Origin of the sequence: Streptomyces collinus Tu 365 (genome assembly GCF_000444875.1) — a bacterium.
Lineage (GTDB): Bacteria > Actinomycetota > Actinomycetes > Streptomycetales > Streptomycetaceae > Streptomyces > Streptomyces collinus_A.
The window spans coordinates 5,834,471-5,850,180 of record NC_021985.1 but is presented as its reverse complement, the minus strand read 5'-3'; the positions used below and the strand labels follow the sequence as shown (position 1 = coordinate 5,850,180).

13 protein-coding genes are annotated in these 15,710 nt (G+C 71.1%); 5 read left to right on the top strand and 8 right to left on the bottom strand.

Annotated elements, in window-relative coordinates; translation table 11 throughout:
* Positions 1 to 154 precede the first annotated feature (154 nt).
* Complete coding sequence (locus B446_RS25535) at positions 155 to 865, top strand: helix-turn-helix domain-containing protein (RefSeq protein ID WP_043476450.1); 711 nt, start codon at positions 155 to 157, stop codon at positions 863 to 865.
* Positions 866 to 886: 21 nt separating this feature from the next.
* Here B446_RS25535 and B446_RS25530 read toward each other — a convergent pair whose 3' ends face one another.
* Complete coding sequence (locus B446_RS25530; RefSeq protein WP_020942320.1) at positions 887 to 1,912, bottom strand: ATP-dependent 6-phosphofructokinase; 1,026 nt, start codon at positions 1,910 to 1,912, stop codon at positions 887 to 889.
* A 201-nt stretch (positions 1,913 to 2,113) separates the two neighbouring features.
* Between B446_RS25530 and pta the strand changes: the two genes are divergently transcribed.
* From pta to pyk, 3 genes are all read left to right on the top strand, one after another.
* A complete protein-coding gene (gene pta / locus B446_RS25525) occupies positions 2,114 to 4,204 on the top strand; it encodes a phosphate acetyltransferase (RefSeq protein WP_020942319.1) in 2,091 nt (696 codons plus the stop codon).
* The gene (locus tag B446_RS25520) at positions 4,201 to 5,427 is read left to right on the top strand and encodes an acetate kinase (RefSeq protein ID WP_020942318.1); all 1,227 of its coding nucleotides are present in this window, start codon (positions 4,201 to 4,203) and stop codon (positions 5,425 to 5,427) included. Before pta ends, B446_RS25520 begins: the two co-directional genes overlap by 4 nt.
* An 82-nt stretch (positions 5,428 to 5,509) precedes the next feature.
* A complete protein-coding gene (gene pyk, locus B446_RS25515) occupies positions 5,510 to 6,937 on the top strand; it encodes a pyruvate kinase (RefSeq protein WP_020942317.1) in 1,428 nt (475 codons plus the stop codon).
* A gap of 96 nt (positions 6,938 to 7,033) precedes the next feature.
* Here the strand turns inward: pyk and B446_RS25510 are convergent, their stop codons facing one another.
* The 4 genes from B446_RS25510 to B446_RS25495 form a co-directional block, all read right to left on the bottom strand.
* Entirely contained in the window at positions 7,034 to 8,425 is a 1,392-nt protein-coding gene (locus B446_RS25510; protein WP_020942316.1) for a hypothetical protein, read from the bottom strand.
* On the bottom strand, positions 8,415 to 8,969 hold the full coding sequence (locus B446_RS25505) for a DUF6114 domain-containing protein (RefSeq protein WP_020942315.1): 555 nt from the start codon (positions 8,967 to 8,969) through the stop codon (positions 8,415 to 8,417). Before B446_RS25505 ends, B446_RS25510 begins: the two co-directional genes overlap by 11 nt.
* Positions 8,970 to 9,084: 115 nt before the next feature.
* Positions 9,085 to 9,732, bottom strand: coding sequence for a DUF6230 family protein (locus B446_RS25500; RefSeq protein ID WP_043476447.1), 648 nt, complete (start codon positions 9,730 to 9,732; stop codon positions 9,085 to 9,087).
* 619 nt (positions 9,733 to 10,351) lie between these two features.
* A complete protein-coding gene (locus B446_RS25495; protein WP_020942313.1) occupies positions 10,352 to 11,323 on the bottom strand; it encodes a tetratricopeptide repeat protein in 972 nt (323 codons plus the stop codon).
* A gap of 212 nt (positions 11,324 to 11,535) precedes the next feature.
* Here B446_RS25495 and B446_RS25490 point away from each other — a divergent pair, with 212 nt between their 5' ends.
* The gene (locus tag B446_RS25490; protein ID WP_020942312.1) at positions 11,536 to 12,201 is read left to right on the top strand and encodes a TetR/AcrR family transcriptional regulator; all 666 of its coding nucleotides are present in this window, start codon (positions 11,536 to 11,538) and stop codon (positions 12,199 to 12,201) included.
* Positions 12,202 to 12,257: 56 nt separating this feature from the next.
* Here B446_RS25490 and B446_RS25485 read toward each other — a convergent pair whose 3' ends face one another.
* The 3 genes from B446_RS25485 to B446_RS25475 all read right to left on the bottom strand — a co-directional run bounded on the left by B446_RS25485 (position 12,258) and on the right by B446_RS25475 (position 14,934).
* On the bottom strand, positions 12,258 to 13,958 hold the full coding sequence (locus tag B446_RS25485; RefSeq protein ID WP_020942311.1) for an acyl-CoA mutase large subunit family protein: 1,701 nt from the start codon (positions 13,956 to 13,958) through the stop codon (positions 12,258 to 12,260).
* 84 nt (positions 13,959 to 14,042) lie between these two features.
* Entirely contained in the window at positions 14,043 to 14,381 is a 339-nt protein-coding gene (locus B446_RS25480; protein ID WP_020942310.1) for a DUF3817 domain-containing protein, read from the bottom strand.
* A gap of 43 nt (positions 14,382 to 14,424) precedes the next feature.
* Positions 14,425 to 14,934 carry a MarR family winged helix-turn-helix transcriptional regulator gene (locus B446_RS25475; protein ID WP_020942309.1) on the bottom strand — a complete coding sequence of 170 codons (510 nt, stop codon included), beginning with the start codon at positions 14,932 to 14,934 and terminating at the stop codon, positions 14,425 to 14,427.
* Positions 14,935 to 15,710 lie beyond the last annotated feature (776 nt).

The window sequence follows — 15,710 nt, the reverse complement described above, 5'->3', positions numbered from 1 at the left end:
CGCCGGCGCATTGACCTGACCGGCGCCACTCGGCGAGGGGACGGCCGGTACGCACCGAACGGCCGGTACGTACCGAACGGCCGGAACCGTACGTTCCTACAACCGGTGATCCTGTCCGAACGGACCGTAGCCACGGCGTGCCGGCGCCCCTACCTTGTGCCGGGTGCGCCAACCCTCCGCCCCACCCCCGTTCAACGCCCCCGCCGCCCGCAGGCTGCGCGCCGCGCTCGGCATGGGCCCCGAGCACGTCGCCCACGGCATGCGGACCTCGTACGGGCTGCCGTACGTCACACCGGATCTCGTCGTCGCCTGGGAACGCGGCGTCGCCGCCCCCGGCAACCCCGAACTCACCGCGCTCGCCGGCGTGTTGTGGTGTTCCCCGGGCGAACTCCTCGGCCGGCCCCGGACGCTGCGCGAGCACCGGATCGCCCGGGGCGTCGCACCCGAGGACGTGGCCCGTGCCGTGGGCATGGACCTGCGCGGATACCTGCGCACGGAGGAGAGCGACGAGTGGCGGGGCACCGAGCGCCAGTCGGCCGCGCTCGCCCGGGTGCTCCGGCTGGACCTGCCCGACTTCGTGGCGGTGACCGGCCGCGAGGCACGCCTGGCCGAGCTGCTGCGCAGCGCGGTGACCACCCGCTGGCAGGCGTACGTGCGGCCGGTGCTGAAGGTCGCCCCCGTGGACCGGGAGGTGCTGGAGGCGGTGCTGCAGGCGCTGCACCAGGACTACCAGGGGCACATGGCCGCCACCCTCAGCTGGGGTGGCGGCAGCAGCGGCGCCAGCGCGTCCGGCCGTGACTTCCTCGACCGGATCGTGGAGAACTTCTGGACCGCGGTCGAGGACCGGGACACCCAGGGCCCATGAGGCCCGGTGGGCGTCCGCCGGCTAGAAGACCGACTCGGCCTCGTCCATCCGGTTCCTGGGCACCGTCTTCAGCTCGGTGACCGCCTCGGCGAGCGGGACCATCACGACGTCGGTGCCGCGCAGCGCGGTCATCCGGCCGAAGTCGCCCCGGTGCGCGGCCTCGACGGCGTGCCAGCCGAAGCGGGTGGCGAGGACGCGGTCGTACGCGGTCGGGACACCGCCGCGCTGGATGTGGCCGAGGATGACCGGCTTGGCCTCCTTGCCCAGGCGCCGCTCCAGCTCGTACGCCAGCGCCGTGCCGATGCCCTGGAAGCGCTCGTGGCCGTACTGGTCGATCTCGCCCTTGCCGTAGTCCATGGTGCCGTCGATGGGGTGGGCGCCCTCGGCGACGCAGACGACGGCGAACTTCTTGCCGCGCGAGAAGCGCTCCTCGACCATCTTGACGAGGTCGGCGGGGTCGAAGGGGCGCTCGGGCAGGCAGATGCCGTGGGCGCCGGCGGCCATGCCGGACTCCAGGGCGATCCAGCCGGCGTGCCGGCCCATGACCTCGACGACCATCACCCGCTGGTGGGACTCGGCCGTGGTCTTCAGGCGGTCCATGGCCTCGGTGGCGACGCCGACGGCGGTGTCGAAGCCGAAGGTGCGGTCGGTGGAGGAGATGTCGTTGTCGATGGTCTTGGGGACGCCGACGACCGGCAGACCCGCGTCGGAGAGCATGCGGGCCGCCGTCAGGGTGCCCTCGCCGCCGATCGGGATCAGCGCGTCGATGCCGAACTCCTCGACCATGTCGGTGGCCCGCTCGCAGGCTTCGCGCAGCCGGTCGCGCTCCAGGCGGGAGGAGCCGAGGATGGTGCCGCCGCGGGCCAGGATGCCGCTGACCGCGTCCAGGTCGAGGGAGCGGTAGTGCCGGTCCAGCAGACCCCGGTAGCCGTCCTCGAAGCCGATGACCTCGTCGCCGTACTGCGCCACCGCCCGGTGCACGACCGACCGGATCACGGCGTTCAGGCCGGGGCAGTCGCCGCCTGCGGTGAGAACTCCGATGCGCATCGTGCTGTGTCTCCTGCTCGCTGTCGGTGCTGGTGAGCCGCTGTCGATTGTTTCACGTCCGTGAGGGCGACGGATTCCTGACGGGCGCCTTAACCGGCAGCGGGGGTAATGTCAAGAGGGGTCTGCTCACCTTGGTGGGCGATTTTTGTGCCCCCGAACGAACCAGACGCGCCGGACGAGACAGAGGATCGGAGTGCACACGTGACGCGCAGCGTGTACGTGACCGGGATCGACCGCGGTGACGGCCGCCAGGTCGTCGAGCTGGGAGTCATGGAACTCCTGACCCGGCAGGTCGACCGGGTGGGGGTGTTCCGACCCCTGGTGCACGACCGGCCCGACCGGATGTTCGAGCTGCTGCGGTCCCGTTACCGCCTCTCCCAGGACCCCGCCACGGTCTACGGCATGGACTACCACGAGGCGTCCGCGCTCCAGGCCGAACAGGGAACGGACGAGCTGGTCTCCACGCTGGTGGACCGCTTCCACCTGGTGGCCCGGGACTACGACGTCGTCCTCGTCCTCGGCACCGACTTCGCCGCCACCCAGCTGCCGGACGAGCTGTCCCTGAACGCCCGGCTCGCCAACGAGTTCGGCGCCTCGGTGATCCCGGTGGTGGGCGGCCGCGCTCAGACCGCCGGATCGGTGCTCGCCGAGGTGCGCAACGCCTACCGGGCCTACGACGGGCTCGGCTGCGACGTGCTCGCCATGGTCGCCAACCGGGTGGACCGCGAGGACCGCGACGAGCTCGCCCGGCGGCTCACCGACCGGCTGCCGGTGCCGACCTACGTGCTGCCCGACGAGCCCGCGCTGTCCGCCCCGACGGTCGCGCAGATCTCCCAGGCCCTCGGCGCCCGCGTGCTGCTCGGCGACGACTCCGGGCTCGCCCGCGACGCGCTGGGCTTCGTGTTCGGCGGGGCGATGCTGCCCAGCTTTCTGCCCGCGCTGACCCCGGGCTGCCTGGTGGTGACCCCGGGCGACCGCGCGGACCTGGTCGTCGGCTCGCTCGCGGCGCACAGCGCGGGCACCCCGCCGATCGCCGGTGTGCTGCTGACCCTGAACGAGGTGCCGAGCGAGGAGATCCTCACGCTGGCCGCCCGGCTGGCCCCGGGCACCCCGGTGCTCTCGGTGGCCGGCAACAGCTTCCCCACGGCGGAGCACCTGTTCTCCATGGAGGGCAAGATGACCGCGGCCACCCCGCGCAAGGCGGAGACCGCGCTCGGCCTGTTCGAGGGGTACACCGACACCGCGGACCTGGCCCGCCGGGTGTCCGCGCCGACCGGCGACCGGATCACGCCGATGATGTTCGAGCACAAGCTGCTGGAGCAGGCGCGCTCCGACCGGCGGCGGGTGGTGCTGCCGGAGGGCACCGAGGAACGGGTGCTGCACGCGGCCGAGGTGCTGCTGCGCCGCGGGGTGTGCGACCTGACGCTGCTCGGCCCGCAGGACCGCATCCGCAAGCAGGCCGCCGACCTCGGCATCGACCTCGGCGACACCCAGCTCATCGACCCGGCCACCTCCGAACTGCGCGACGCCTTCGCGGAGAAGTACGCCCAGCTGCGCGCCCACAAGGGCGTCACGGTCGAGCTGGCCCACGACGTCGTCTCGGACGTCAACTACTTCGGCACGCTGATGGTCCAGGAGGGGCTGGCGGACGGCATGGTGTCCGGCTCGGTGCACTCCACGGCGGCCACTATCCGGCCCGCCTTCGAGATCATCAGGACCCGGCCGGACTCGTCGATCGTCTCGTCGGTGTTCTTCATGTGCCTGGCCGACAAGGTGCTGGTCTACGGCGACTGCGCGGTCAACCCGGACCCGGACGCCGAGCAGCTCGCGGACATCGCGGTCCAGTCGGCGGCCACGGCGGCCCAGTTCGGCGTGGAGCCGCGGATCGCGATGCTGTCGTACTCCACCGGCACGTCCGGCTCCGGCGCCGACGTCGAGAAGGTGCGCGCGGCGACCGAGCTGGTGCGCGCGCGGCGGCCCGACCTGAAGACCGAGGGGCCGATCCAGTACGACGCGGCCGTGGAGCCGTCCGTGGCCGCCACCAAGCTGCCCGGGTCCGAGGTCGCCGGGCAGGCCAGCGTGCTGGTCTTCCCCGACCTGAACACCGGCAACAACACCTACAAGGCCGTGCAGCGCTCGGCCGGCGCGATCGCCGTCGGACCGGTGCTGCAGGGTCTGCGCAAGCCCGTCAACGACCTGTCCCGGGGCGCGCTCGTCCAGGACATCGTCACCACCGTCGCCATCACGGCGATCCAGGCCCAGAACCTCAGCGAGAAGGTGTCCGAGCTGTGACCGACCCCACCCGTGTCCTCGTCCTCAACTCCGGTTCCTCGTCGGTGAAGTACCAGCTGCTGGACATGCGGGACGGCAGCCGCCTGGCGACGGGCCTGGTCGAGCGCATCGGCGAGCAGACCTCCCGGTTCCGGCACACCGGCGCCGACGGCGGCGGGACCCGCGAGCAGGACGGGCCGATCGCCGACCACGAGGCCGCCCTCAAGGCCGTCGCCGAGGAGCTGGCCCGGGACGGTGTCGGCCTGGACTCGCCGGAACTGGCCGCGATCGGGCACCGCGTGGTGCACGGCGGCCTGTTCTTCACCGAGCCGACCGTGATCGACGAGGCGGTGCTCACCGAGATCGAGCGGCTGATCCCGGTCGCGCCGCTGCACAACCCGGCCAACCTCACCGGCATCCGCACCGCGCGGGCGCTCCGCCCCGACCTGCCGCAGGTGGCCGTGTTCGACACGGCGTTCCACACGACCATGCCGGAGGCGGCGGCGCGCTACGCGATCGACCCGAGGATCGCCGACCGGCACCGCATCCGCCGCTACGGCTTCCACGGCACCTCGCACGCGTACGTGTCGCGGGAGACGGCGCGGCTGCTGGGCAAGGACCCGTCCGAGGTCAACGTGATCGTGCTGCACCTGGGCAACGGCGCCTCGGCGTCCGCGGTCCAGAAGGGCCGCTGCGTGGACACCTCCATGGGGCTGACGCCGCTGGAGGGGCTGGTGATGGGGACGCGCTCCGGTGATCTGGACCCGGCGGTCATCTTCCATTTGGCGCGTGTTGGCAAAATGTCCATGGATGAGATCGACACTCTTCTGAACAAGAGGAGCGGCCTGTTCGGTCTGTGCGGGGACAATGACATGCGGGAGATCCGCCGCCGGATCGACGAGGGCGACGAAGAGGCCGCGCTGGCCTTCGACATTTACATTCACCGCCTCAGGAAGTACATCGGCGCCTATTACGCGGTGCTCGGGCGGGTGGACGCCGTGGCGTTCACGGCCGGGGTCGGGGAGAACGCGGCGGCGGTGCGCGAGGCGGCCCTGAGCGGCCTGGACGGCCTGGGCCTCGCGGTCGACGGCGAGCGGAACGCGGTGCGCGGGGACGCGCCGCGGCTGATCTCGCCGGAGGGCGCGCGGGTCGCGGTCGCCGTGGTGCCGACCGACGAGGAACTGGAGATCGCCACGCAGACCTACGCGCTGGTCGGAAAGACGGCCGGCAATACACAGCGGTAACACGGCTGAGCGCATGTCCGCCCATTTGTATCTTCCGCCAGACGGAATATTCCGCAGCGAAACAAACCGATAGGATCGCCCCATGCGCCGTTCGAAAATCGTCTGTACTCTCGGCCCCGCGGTCGACTCCCACGAAAAGCTCGTCGCCATGATCGAGGCGGGCATGAACGTGGCCCGTTTCAACTTCAGCCACGGCTCCCACGCCGAGCACCAGGCGCGGTACGACCGCGTCCGGGCCGCCGCCAAGGAGACCGGTCGGGCCATCGGTGTCCTCGCCGACCTCCAGGGCCCGAAGATCCGCCTGGAGACCTTCGCCGAAGGTCCCGTCGAGCTGGAGCGCGGTGACGAGTTCGTCATCACGACCGAGGACGTACCGGGCGACAAGCACATCTGCGGTACGACGTACAAGGGGCTGCCGGGCGACGTCTCGCGCGGCGACCAGATCCTGATCAACGACGGCAACGTCGAGCTCAAGGTCGTGGACGTCGAGGGCCCGCGGGTGAAGACGATCGTGATCGAGGGCGGTGTCGTCTCCGACCACAAGGGGATCAACCTGCCCGGCGCGGCCGTCAACGTGCCCGCGCTGTCCGACAAGGACGTCGAGGACCTGCGCTTCGCCCTCCGCATGGGCTGCGACATGGTCGCGCTGTCCTTCGTCCGGGACGCCAAGGACGTCGCCGACGTCCACCGCGTGATGGACGAGGAGGGTCGCCGGGTCCCGGTCATCGCCAAGGTGGAGAAGCCGCAGGCGGTGGAGAACATGGAGGACGTCGTCGCGGCGTTCGACGCCGTGATGGTCGCCCGCGGTGACCTCGCCGTCGAGTACCCGCTCGAGAAGGTCCCCATGGTGCAGAAGCGCCTGATCGAGCTGTGCCGGCGCAACGCCAAGCCGGTGATCGTGGCGACCCAGATGATGGAGTCGATGATCACCAACTCCCGTCCGACCCGCGCCGAGGCCTCCGACGTGGCCAACGCGATCCTGGACGGCGCGGACGCGGTCATGCTGTCCGCCGAGTCCTCGGTCGGCGCCTACCCGGTCGAGACGGTCAAGACGATGTCGAAGATCGTCACCGCGGCCGAGCAGGAACTGCTCTCCAAGGGCCTGCAGCCCCTGGTGCCCGGCAAGAAGCCGCGCACGCAGGGCGGTTCGGTGGCCCGCGCGGCCTGCGAGATCGCCGACTTCCTCGGCGGCCGCGGCCTGATCGCCTTCACCCAGTCCGGTGACACCGCCCGCCGGCTGTCCCGCTACCGGGCGGCCCAGCCGATCCTCGCCTTCACCACCGACGAGGGCACCCGCAACCAGCTCACCCTGAGCTGGGGCGTGGAGCCGCACGTCGTGCCGTTCGTCAACAGCACCGACGAGATGGTCGACATGGTGGACCAGGAGCTGGCCAACCTGGGCCGCTTCAACCCCGGCGACACGGTGATCATCACCGCCGGCTCGCCCCCCGGTGTCCCCGGCACGACCAACATGGTCCGGGTCCACCACGTGGGCGGCCAGGGCGCCTGACGCCCGCCGCACGGGCCTTGGACGACACTGAGGGCGCCCCCGCGAAGGGGGGCGCCCTCAGTGCTGTGCGGCTCCCGAACGGGCCTGAGAGACCGGTCAGCCGGTGGTGTAGACGTGCATGCCGGGAACGTGCAGGTTGCCGCCGAACTGGGCCGCCTGGACGACCTTGGCGTTGGTGAAGTAGATCAGCGGGATGTTCAGCGGCGGCGGGCTGTCCGGGCTGAACGTCACCGGGATCAGGCCGAACAGGTTGCCGGAGATGCTCTCGGTGTACATCACGGTGTCGCCACCGGTGATGGTGGACGTCGAGCCCTTGGACGCCTGCACGTGGTACGTCTTGTTCGCCTGCTTGTCGTTCACCGTCTGGTGCAGGTCACCGATGTCGGTCCCGCCGGAGATGACGTACTTGAGCACCTTCTTCTTGGTGCCGTTGGCCGTCTTCACCTCGACGACGCCCTTGTAGTCGGCGCCCTTCAGCAGCAGCGAGCTGGCGTTGAGGTACCAGGGGTCGTCCGCCACCGGCACCTTGTTGTCGACGCCGCTCTCGTCGTCGGTGGCCGCCGGGCAGTCGGCCGGGGACGTCGTGGCGCTCGCGGACGGGCTCGGCGTCGCCGACTCGGCCGCCTTGGCGGTGTCCTCCGCCGCCTTGGTGGCGTCCCCGGCCGTCTTGGAGACCTTGCCGGTCGCGTCCTTCACCGTGTCCTTGACCGTCTCGGCGGCCTTGGACGGGGTGTCCTTGACGGTGTCGGTGGCGCCGCCCTTGCCGGCGGACCCGGTCGTGTCCGTGGGCCCGGAGGACGCGGACGCCGAGGGGGTCGCGGACGCCGACGGAGTGGGGCTCGCGGACGAGCCGGAGCCCTTGCCGCCGGTGAGGATCTCACCGATGGTGTCGCCCACGGTGTCCAGCAGGCCGCCACCGCTGCTCTGGGACGCGGACGGGGCCGGCGTGGCCGTGTCCCCGCCGGAGCCCGAACCGGACCCGGAGCCCGAACCGGACCCGGACCCGGACCCGGAGCCGGAACCCGAGCCTGAGGAACCGGACGTGGCCGTCGGCTCGGGCGTGGCCTTGTCGTCGGAACCTGAATCCGGCGACGTCTTCTTGCCCGAGTCCTGCGTGTCCTTGGCCCCGTCGGTCGCCGTGGGGGTCGGCGTCGCCTTGTCGGTGCTCTCGCTCGCGGAGGGCGAGGGCGTCGGCGAGGCCGAGGCGTCCTTGGAGCCGTCCAGCGCCTTGACGCAGTCCTTGTAGTCCGCCGCCTTCTGGCTGTTGGACGTCGACGTGGACGTGCCGCCGTTGTCGGCGAGCGCCAGGCTGGACGTGAAGCCCATGCCCATGAGGACGGCCGTCGGCATCGCGACGGTGGCTATCGCCTTGCCGGCCGGCATGTGGAACCTGGTGAACAGCGGCTTCTTGGGTGCCGCGTGGCGGGGCCCGGATCTCGCACGGGACCCGTCCACATCGGTCCCGTGGATCACCTCGTCAGCCGGCACTGTGCCTCCCGTTCGCCTCGTTGGCCGGGCTCGTTCCTGACAGGTCGTACGACTCGCCCGTACCCTCGGCGGCCTTCGTGAGCGGCACCGTCGCGGGGGCGGCGCCCTCGCCCGGAGCGGCCCCGGCGGGCGGCTCGGGCTGCGTCGCGGGGCCCGGCGCCCAGGAGATGGCCATCGCTCCGCCGACGAGGGCCAGCAGGAAGCCGATGATGAAGCCGCCGAAGTTGGACACGGGGAGGGACACCAGCGCCAGCAGGATCGCGGCGACACCCGCGAACGTCCGCACGTGCTTCTGGAACCAGAGGCTGACGCCCAGTACGACGAGCAGCACACCGATGATCAGGGAGCCGGCCCCCGCCGTGGTGGCCATCGCCAGCGTCAGATGACCGAGCTGGAGGTGGAAGTACGGGAAGTACATGATGGGAAGACCGCTGAGCAGGACGTAGAGCCCGGCCCAGAACGGACGGGTGCCCCGCCAGGCGCGGAACTGCGTCCTCCGGTGGTCGAACCGGCCGGATTCGACGGCAGGGGTCTCGGCGCTCATGAAACAGCTCCCTGGTGCGGCGTTGCTGTGGTGGTGATGTGTGCCGCGCGTGAAGACGCGGCCGAAAGGTGGAACGGGCGGGGGCACCGTAGGTCCCCCGCCCGTCACCGAGTGCTCAGTAGCACTCGATTCCCTTGCCGTCGCCCTTGTGCAGCGACATGTGGAGACCGCTGAGCTTGAAGGTGCCGGCGGTGGTCGCCCACGCCGTCTGCCTCACGTTGCTCAGGTCGGCCGAGTCGGCCTGCTGGGCGAAGCCAAAGGGGTTGGCCTGCTCGCCGTTCCCCTTCATGCCCGGACCCTTGCTGGCGTCCTTGGCCGCCACACCGATGTCGATGTTGTTGAACACCGCGTCGGCGTTCAGGTCGTCGACGTCGATGTACAGGTTGTGGGCCTGGACCTTGTCGTGCCCGGCGCCACCGGCCTCCAGACGGAGGGTGATGTTGCCGAGGAACGGCACGTCCGGGGTGACCACGGACTGGCACATGTTCGTGATGGTGGCGTCGTTGAACGACGAGACGGCGACGGCGTGGGCCGTCTTCTTCCCGTCGAGCGTGTAACCGGCGTCGACCGCGCCGTACTGCGCGAAACCCTCACCGTGGAGGGTGTCGGCCGTGACCTTGAACTCCTGGCCGGACACGCTGAACGAAGCGGCGAGAGCACCCTGCGCCAGGGCGACACCTATCGCGGCCGTAGCGGCGACGCTGGGCACCATGACCACAGCGAACCGCTTCCATCTGGTCCCGCCACGCACCTGGGACTCCATATTTCCTCCTTCTCGGACGTACATCTCCTGGCCCGGATCGCCCCAGTCGGCGGCTCAGCCAGGCAGGGATGGGAGAAGTGCTACGTCCTCGGGAAGGAGAGCGCCCGCGGCCAAGGCGCGAACACGCGCCCGCCTCACCGGCGATCACCCCCGAGCGACAACCACTGGTCGCGCCTGACACACATCACGCACAACCTTCTGGACAGGCTTCGCCGGTGGCGAAGACCCCCCTGTCCAAGAACCGGCGCCACTGCCGCCGGCTCTGCCCGGTGGGGACCCAGAGTCTCCCGCGACCCGACCGGATGCCGGGGTACGGGAATGGACCGAGCGTCGCCGATCGTGGTGCATTCTCGGCCCCGACACAAGGGGGTTCGTTACTCGCTAGTAACGGCCGGATAACCGAACAACGACCCGCCGGTCTCGGAAAGCCACCCTCGGTGGCCCTGGAGGGCAGACGAAAACCGTTGATCCTTGGATGAATCCAGACAGATCAACGGCTCTGGTTTACTACGAGTAACAGTGGCCGCGATTACCAAGTTTTGGTAAAGCGCGGCCACCCTGACGCCTCGTCGGCAAATGTTTCACCCCGGCATCACATGCCGTGGCGTTTAGTGACTGGTCAGAACAGCGCCCGCGCCAGCGCCCGGCGCGCCCCCACGACCCGCGGGTCCTCGGGGCCCACGACCTCGAACAGCTCCAGCAGCCGGCGCCGCACCGCGTCCCGGTCGTCACCCGCCGTGCGGCGCACGGTGTCGATGAGCCGCGCGAAGGCGTCCTCGACGTGACCGCCCACCAGATCCAGGTCGGCGGCGGCGATCTGGGCGTCCGCGTCACCCGGCTTCTCGGCGGCGTCCTTGCGCACCCGCTGCGGGTCCATGTCCTGCACCCGCTGGAGCAACTCGGCCTGCGCGAGACCGAGTTTGGCCTCCGTGTTGCCCGGGTCGTCGTTCAGTACGTTCTTGTAGGCCTGGACGGCGCCGGCGAGGTCACCCGCGTCCAGGGCCTGCACGGCGGCCTCCAGCAGGGCGTCGTACGGGCCGGCCGGCACCTCGTGCGCGGGCGCGGCGCCCGGCTCGGCGTCCGGGTCGACGGTCAGGCCGGTCAGCCCGAAGCGCTGCTCGGCGACCTGTACGAGCTGGTCGAGGGTCTGCCGGATCTGCTCCTCGCCGGTGGCGCCCTGGAAGAGCGGCAGGGCCTGGCCCGCCACGACGGCGAAGACGGCCGGGATCCCCTGGATGCCGAACTGCTGCATCAGCATCTGGTTGGCGTCGACGTCGATCTTGGCGAGGAGGAAGCGGCCGTCGTACTCGACGGCCAGCCGCTCCAGGACCGGGCTCAGCTGCTTGCAGGGCTGACACCACTCGGCCCAGAAGTCGATGACGACGGGTACTTCGGCGGAGCGCTGCAGGACATCGCGCTCGAAACCGGCTTCGTCGACGTCGATGACGAGGTCGGCCGGTGAGACGGCCCCCGCCCCGCCCTGCCGGGCGGTCTCGGCGCGCGTCTGCTCGGCCTTGGCCTTCGCCTCCTGGGCCGCCTTCACCGCGGCGAGGTCGACGACGCCGCTCATGGACATGTTCCGTGGCTGCATGCGTCTATCCTCCCCCGTACTCGCGCGTGAACGAAAAAAAGCGATGTGGTCGGCGCCGGGTCCCCACCCCACGCCCGTGGTCGTCGCCCGTGTACGTCCGTCACGAGCTTTCGCTACGAGTCGTAGCGTAATGGCTGGAGGGGCCGGCGCGACACCACACCCCGGTGATCTCCCTCACGACCGCACAGGAACCGTCGGTTTATGGTCAGGGCATGCAGAACCGCACCCCCGCCGGCCGGACCGGACGCCCGCGCAACGCCGCCGCGGACACCGCGATCCTGGCCGCCACCCGGGAGGCGCTGGTCGAACTGGGCTGGTCACGGCTGACGTTGGGGGACGTGGCCACCCGGGCCGGGGTCGCCAAGACGACCCTCTACCGGCGCTGGGCGGGCAAGCACGAACTGGTGGTGGACGCGGTCGCCGAGCTCTTCGACGAGCTGGAACTGCCCGATAGCGGCAGCCTGGCCGCCGACATCGAGGGCGTGGTGCTGCAGTTCGCGGCGATCCTGGCCCGTCCGGAGGCCAGAAGTGGCCTGATGGCGGTGGTCGCGGAGGCCACCCGGGACGACGCCCTGCGCGAGCGCATCCGCGCCTCGATCGTCGACCGCCAGCTGCGGCTGGTGCTGGAGGGGCGGGCCCGGGCCCAGCGCCGCGGCGAACTCCCCCCGGAGCCGGACCCGGCGGAGTCCGCCCGCACGGTGGACCTGATCTTCGACATGGTCGCGGGCGCGGTGGTGCACCGCACCCTGGTGAGCGGCAAGCCGGCCGACCAGGAGTGGGTGCACGGCTTCACCCGGGTGCTGCTGCTGGGCCTGACCGCCCGGCCCGGAGAGCCAGACGGGGCGGGCGGACCCGACAAAGCGGCCGGGCGGGTGTAGCAAGGGGCGCACCGGGGGCCGGAGCCCCCGGTGCGCCCGCGGCACGCGCTCGGTGTCTAGAAGCCCGGAGGCTCGGTGTAGACCCCCCACTCGTCGCGCAGCACCCCGCAGATCTCGCCGAGCGTCGCCTCGGCGCGCACGGCGTCCAGCATCGGCTCGATCATGTTGGCGCCGGAGCGGGCGGCGGCCAGCATCGCGTCCAGCGCGGTGCGCACGGCCGTCTCGTCGCGCGCGTCCTTGCGCGCGGCGAGGACCCGCACCTGCTCCCGCTCCACCTCGTGGCTGACCCGCAGGATCTCCAGGTCGCCGGTGACGGAGCCGGTGTGCACGTTGACGCCGACGACCCGCTTCTCGCCCTTCTCCAGGGCCTGCTGGTAGCGGAACGCGGACTCCGCGATCTCTCCGGTGAACCAGCCGTCCTCGATCCCGCGCAGGATGCCGGAGGTGATCGGGCCGATCGGGTGGTTCCCGTCCGGGTGGGCCCTCAGGCCCCGCTCCTTGATCTGCTCGAAGATCTTCTCGGCGTCCGCCTCGATCCGGTCCGTCAGCTGCTCGATGTACCAGGAACCGCCCAGCGGATCGGCCACGTTGGCGACACCGGTCTCCTCCATCAGCACCTGCTGCGTGCGCAGCGCGATCTCCGCGGCCTGCTCGCTGGGCAGCGCCAGCGTCTCGTCCAGGGCGTTGGTGTGCAGCGAGTTGGTCCCGCCCAGGACGGCGGCGAGCGCCTCGACCGCGGTGCGCACCACGTTGTTGTACGGCTGCTGCGCGGTCAGCGAGACACCGGCGGTCTGGGTGTGGAAGCGCAGCCACTGCGCCTTGTCGCTCCGGGCGCCGTACACGTCGCGCATCCAGCGGGCCCAGATGCGCCGGGCCGCCCGGAACTTCGCGATCTCCTCGAAGAAGTCGACGTGCGCGTCGAAGAAGAAGGAGAGGCCCGGGGCGAAGACGTCCACGTCGAGGCCGCGCGAGAGGCCCAGCTCCACGTAGCCGAAGCCGTCGGCGAGGGTGTACGCCAGCTCCTGCGCGGCCGTCGAGCCGGCCTCGCGGATGTGGTAGCCGGAGACGGAGAGCGGCTTGTAGGCGGGGATGCCGGCCGCGCAGTACTCCATGAGGTCGCCGATGAGGCGGAGGTGCGGCTCCGGCTGGAACAGCCACTCCTTCTGGGCGATGTACTCCTTGAAGATGTCGGTCTGCAGGGTGCCGTTCAGGACCGCGGGGTCCACGCCCTGCCGTTCGGCGGCGACCAGGTACATGCAGAAGACGGGGACGGCCGGGCCGCTGATCGTCATCGACGTGGTGACGTCACCCAGCGGGATGTCCTTGAACAGGACCTCCATGTCGGCGGCCGAGTCGATCGCCACGCCACAGTGCCCGACCTCGCCCAGCGAACGGGCGTCGTCGGAGTCGCGGCCCATGAGGGTCGGCATGTCGAAGGCGACGGACAGGCCCCCGCCGCCGGCGGCGAGGATCATCTTGTACCGCTCGTTGGTCTGCTCGGCGTTGCCGAACCCGGCGAACTGGCGGATCGTCCAGGTGCGGCCGCGGTAGCCGGTCGGGTGGAGCCCGCGCGTGTAGGGGTACTCCCCGGGCCAGCCGATCCGCTCGAACCCCTCGTACGTGTCCCCCGGCCGGGGCCCGTACACCGGCTCCACGGGATCGCCGGAGAGCGTGCTGAAGTCTGCGTCGCGCTTGCGCGCGGCGTCGTAGCGGGCCTGCCAGCGCCGGCGGCCTTCCTCGATCGCGTGAGCGTCCATACCATCGAATTTACTTGGACGTCCTAGTAAATGTCGATGGGGGTCCGCCACACGGGTGCCGTGTGGCGGTGTGTCGCCGGCCGGCTACGCCTTGGCGACGGCCGGGGCCCGGCCCGCGACCCGGGTCTCCAGCTCGCGGCTGACCTTGCGCTCCACGAAGAAGGCGGCGGTGGGGATCGTCCCCGCGAGCAGCACCCAGAGCTGCTTGCCGACGGGCCACTTCGCCTTGGCGCCCAGGTCGAAGGCGAAGACCAGGTAGACGACGTACAGCCAGCCGTGCGCGATACCGACGACCGTGGTGAACTTCTCCGCACCGTCGATGTGCAGCCCGTACTTGGCGATCACACCGAGGGTCAGCAGGACCAGCAGCACGCCGGTGACGTAGGCCATGACGCGGTAGCGGGTCAGCACGCTCTTCTTCATGGCAACGAGCGTAACCGCCCGTTCCGGGAGATCTTGTCCCGGGTCACTCCTCCGCGAAGTCGTGTGCCGCGATCCGCAGCGGGCGCAGCATGGCGAAGATCTCCCCGCACTCCTCGGAGTCGTACACCCCGAGGCCGAAGTCCATCGCCATCAGGTCCCGGGTGGCCGCGTCGACCACCTCGCGGCCCTTGTCGGTGATGACGGCGAGGGTGCCGCGGCCGTCGTTGGGGTTGGGACGCTTGGCCACCAGGCCGGAGCGGACCAGCCGGTCCACGGTGTTCGTCACGGACGTGGGGTGCACCATCAGCCGCTCGCCGATCTTGGACATGGGCAGCTCGCCGGCCTTGGAGAAGGTGAGCAGCACCAGCGCCTCGTACCGCGCGAAGGTCAGTCCGTACGGCTTGACCACCGCGTCGACCTCGGACAGCAGGATCTGCTGCGCCCGCATGATGGAGGTGATCGCGGCCATGGAGGGCACGTTTCCCCATCGCTGCTTCCAGAGCTCGTCGGCGCGGGCGATGGGGTCGAAGGGAAGGCTGAGAGGCTTCGGCACGTCATCAGACCCTACCCGCCGGTCATATGCCGGTCAGCCCCGTCTCGCCTTTCGGTCGCCCACCCGACCACTCGCCCCCGCTCAGCCGTCCCGGAGGCCACCGGCCCCCCTCGGCGACACGCGGCACCCGAGACCCCGCTCGTCCCCGCCCGCCCATCCGGAGCCCCACCCCCCGGCCTCCCCCCACGGCAGCCACCCCCGGACCACCAACGCACCCGACACCAGCCCCGCGGGAGCCGACCTCGGACCCGCAGCGCGGCTGGCGGCCGCCACCCGGCAGCCGTCCTGCGGAATCCGACGCCGACCGGCAACGCACCCGACGCCTCGCATTCAGCCCCGTCCAACGGGCCCGACCGGCAACGTGCCCGGCGGCCGCCACCCGCCCACCGTCCAACGCGACCGCGCTACCCGCCCACCGGATCGGCGGCGCCCGGCCGGACCATGCCAGGCGCCGCCCCCTGACCGGTTCGGGGCGGCGCGCCCCCGGGCCGGGCGTCGAACCGGACGCACCTTCATCGACGGCCCGCCACCCCCATGGACCAACGCCCCCTCGGCGCCGCCCTCCGCTCGGACAGGGACACCCGGCACCTCAGCCGACCGCCGAACCGGGCTCGCCTCACCGAACGGCCGACGCCCCGCGCACACCCCACTGGACCAGCCGACGCCCCCAGCACACCCCACCGAACCAGCCGCCGCCCCCAAGCGCACCGCGCCCGACCGGGCAGGCCACCCCACCGAACCAGCCGCCGCCCCCAAGCGCACCGCGCCCGACCGGG

Bases quoted from the DNA above. Each gene is read 5' to 3' on its own strand.
- B446_RS25495 (WP_020942313.1), bottom strand. From the start codon at position 11,323: ATGCAGCCACGGAACATGTCCATGAGCGGCGTCGTCGACCTCGCCGCG.
- B446_RS25490 (WP_020942312.1), top strand. From the start codon at position 11,536: ATGCAGAACCGCACCCCCGCCGGCCGGACCGGACGCCCGCGCAACGCC.
- B446_RS25485 (WP_020942311.1), bottom strand. From the start codon at position 13,958: ATGGACGCTCACGCGATCGAGGAAGGCCGCCGGCGCTGGCAGGCCCGC.
- B446_RS25500 (WP_043476447.1), bottom strand. From the start codon at position 9,732: ATGGAGTCCCAGGTGCGTGGCGGGACCAGATGGAAGCGGTTCGCTGTG.
- B446_RS25480 (WP_020942310.1), bottom strand. From the start codon at position 14,381: ATGAAGAAGAGCGTGCTGACCCGCTACCGCGTCATGGCCTACGTCACC.
- B446_RS25505 (WP_020942315.1), bottom strand. From the start codon at position 8,969: ATGAGCGCCGAGACCCCTGCCGTCGAATCCGGCCGGTTCGACCACCGG.
- pyk (WP_020942317.1), top strand. From the start codon at position 5,510: ATGCGCCGTTCGAAAATCGTCTGTACTCTCGGCCCCGCGGTCGACTCC.
- B446_RS25530 (WP_020942320.1), bottom strand. From the start codon at position 1,912: ATGCGCATCGGAGTTCTCACCGCAGGCGGCGACTGCCCCGGCCTGAAC.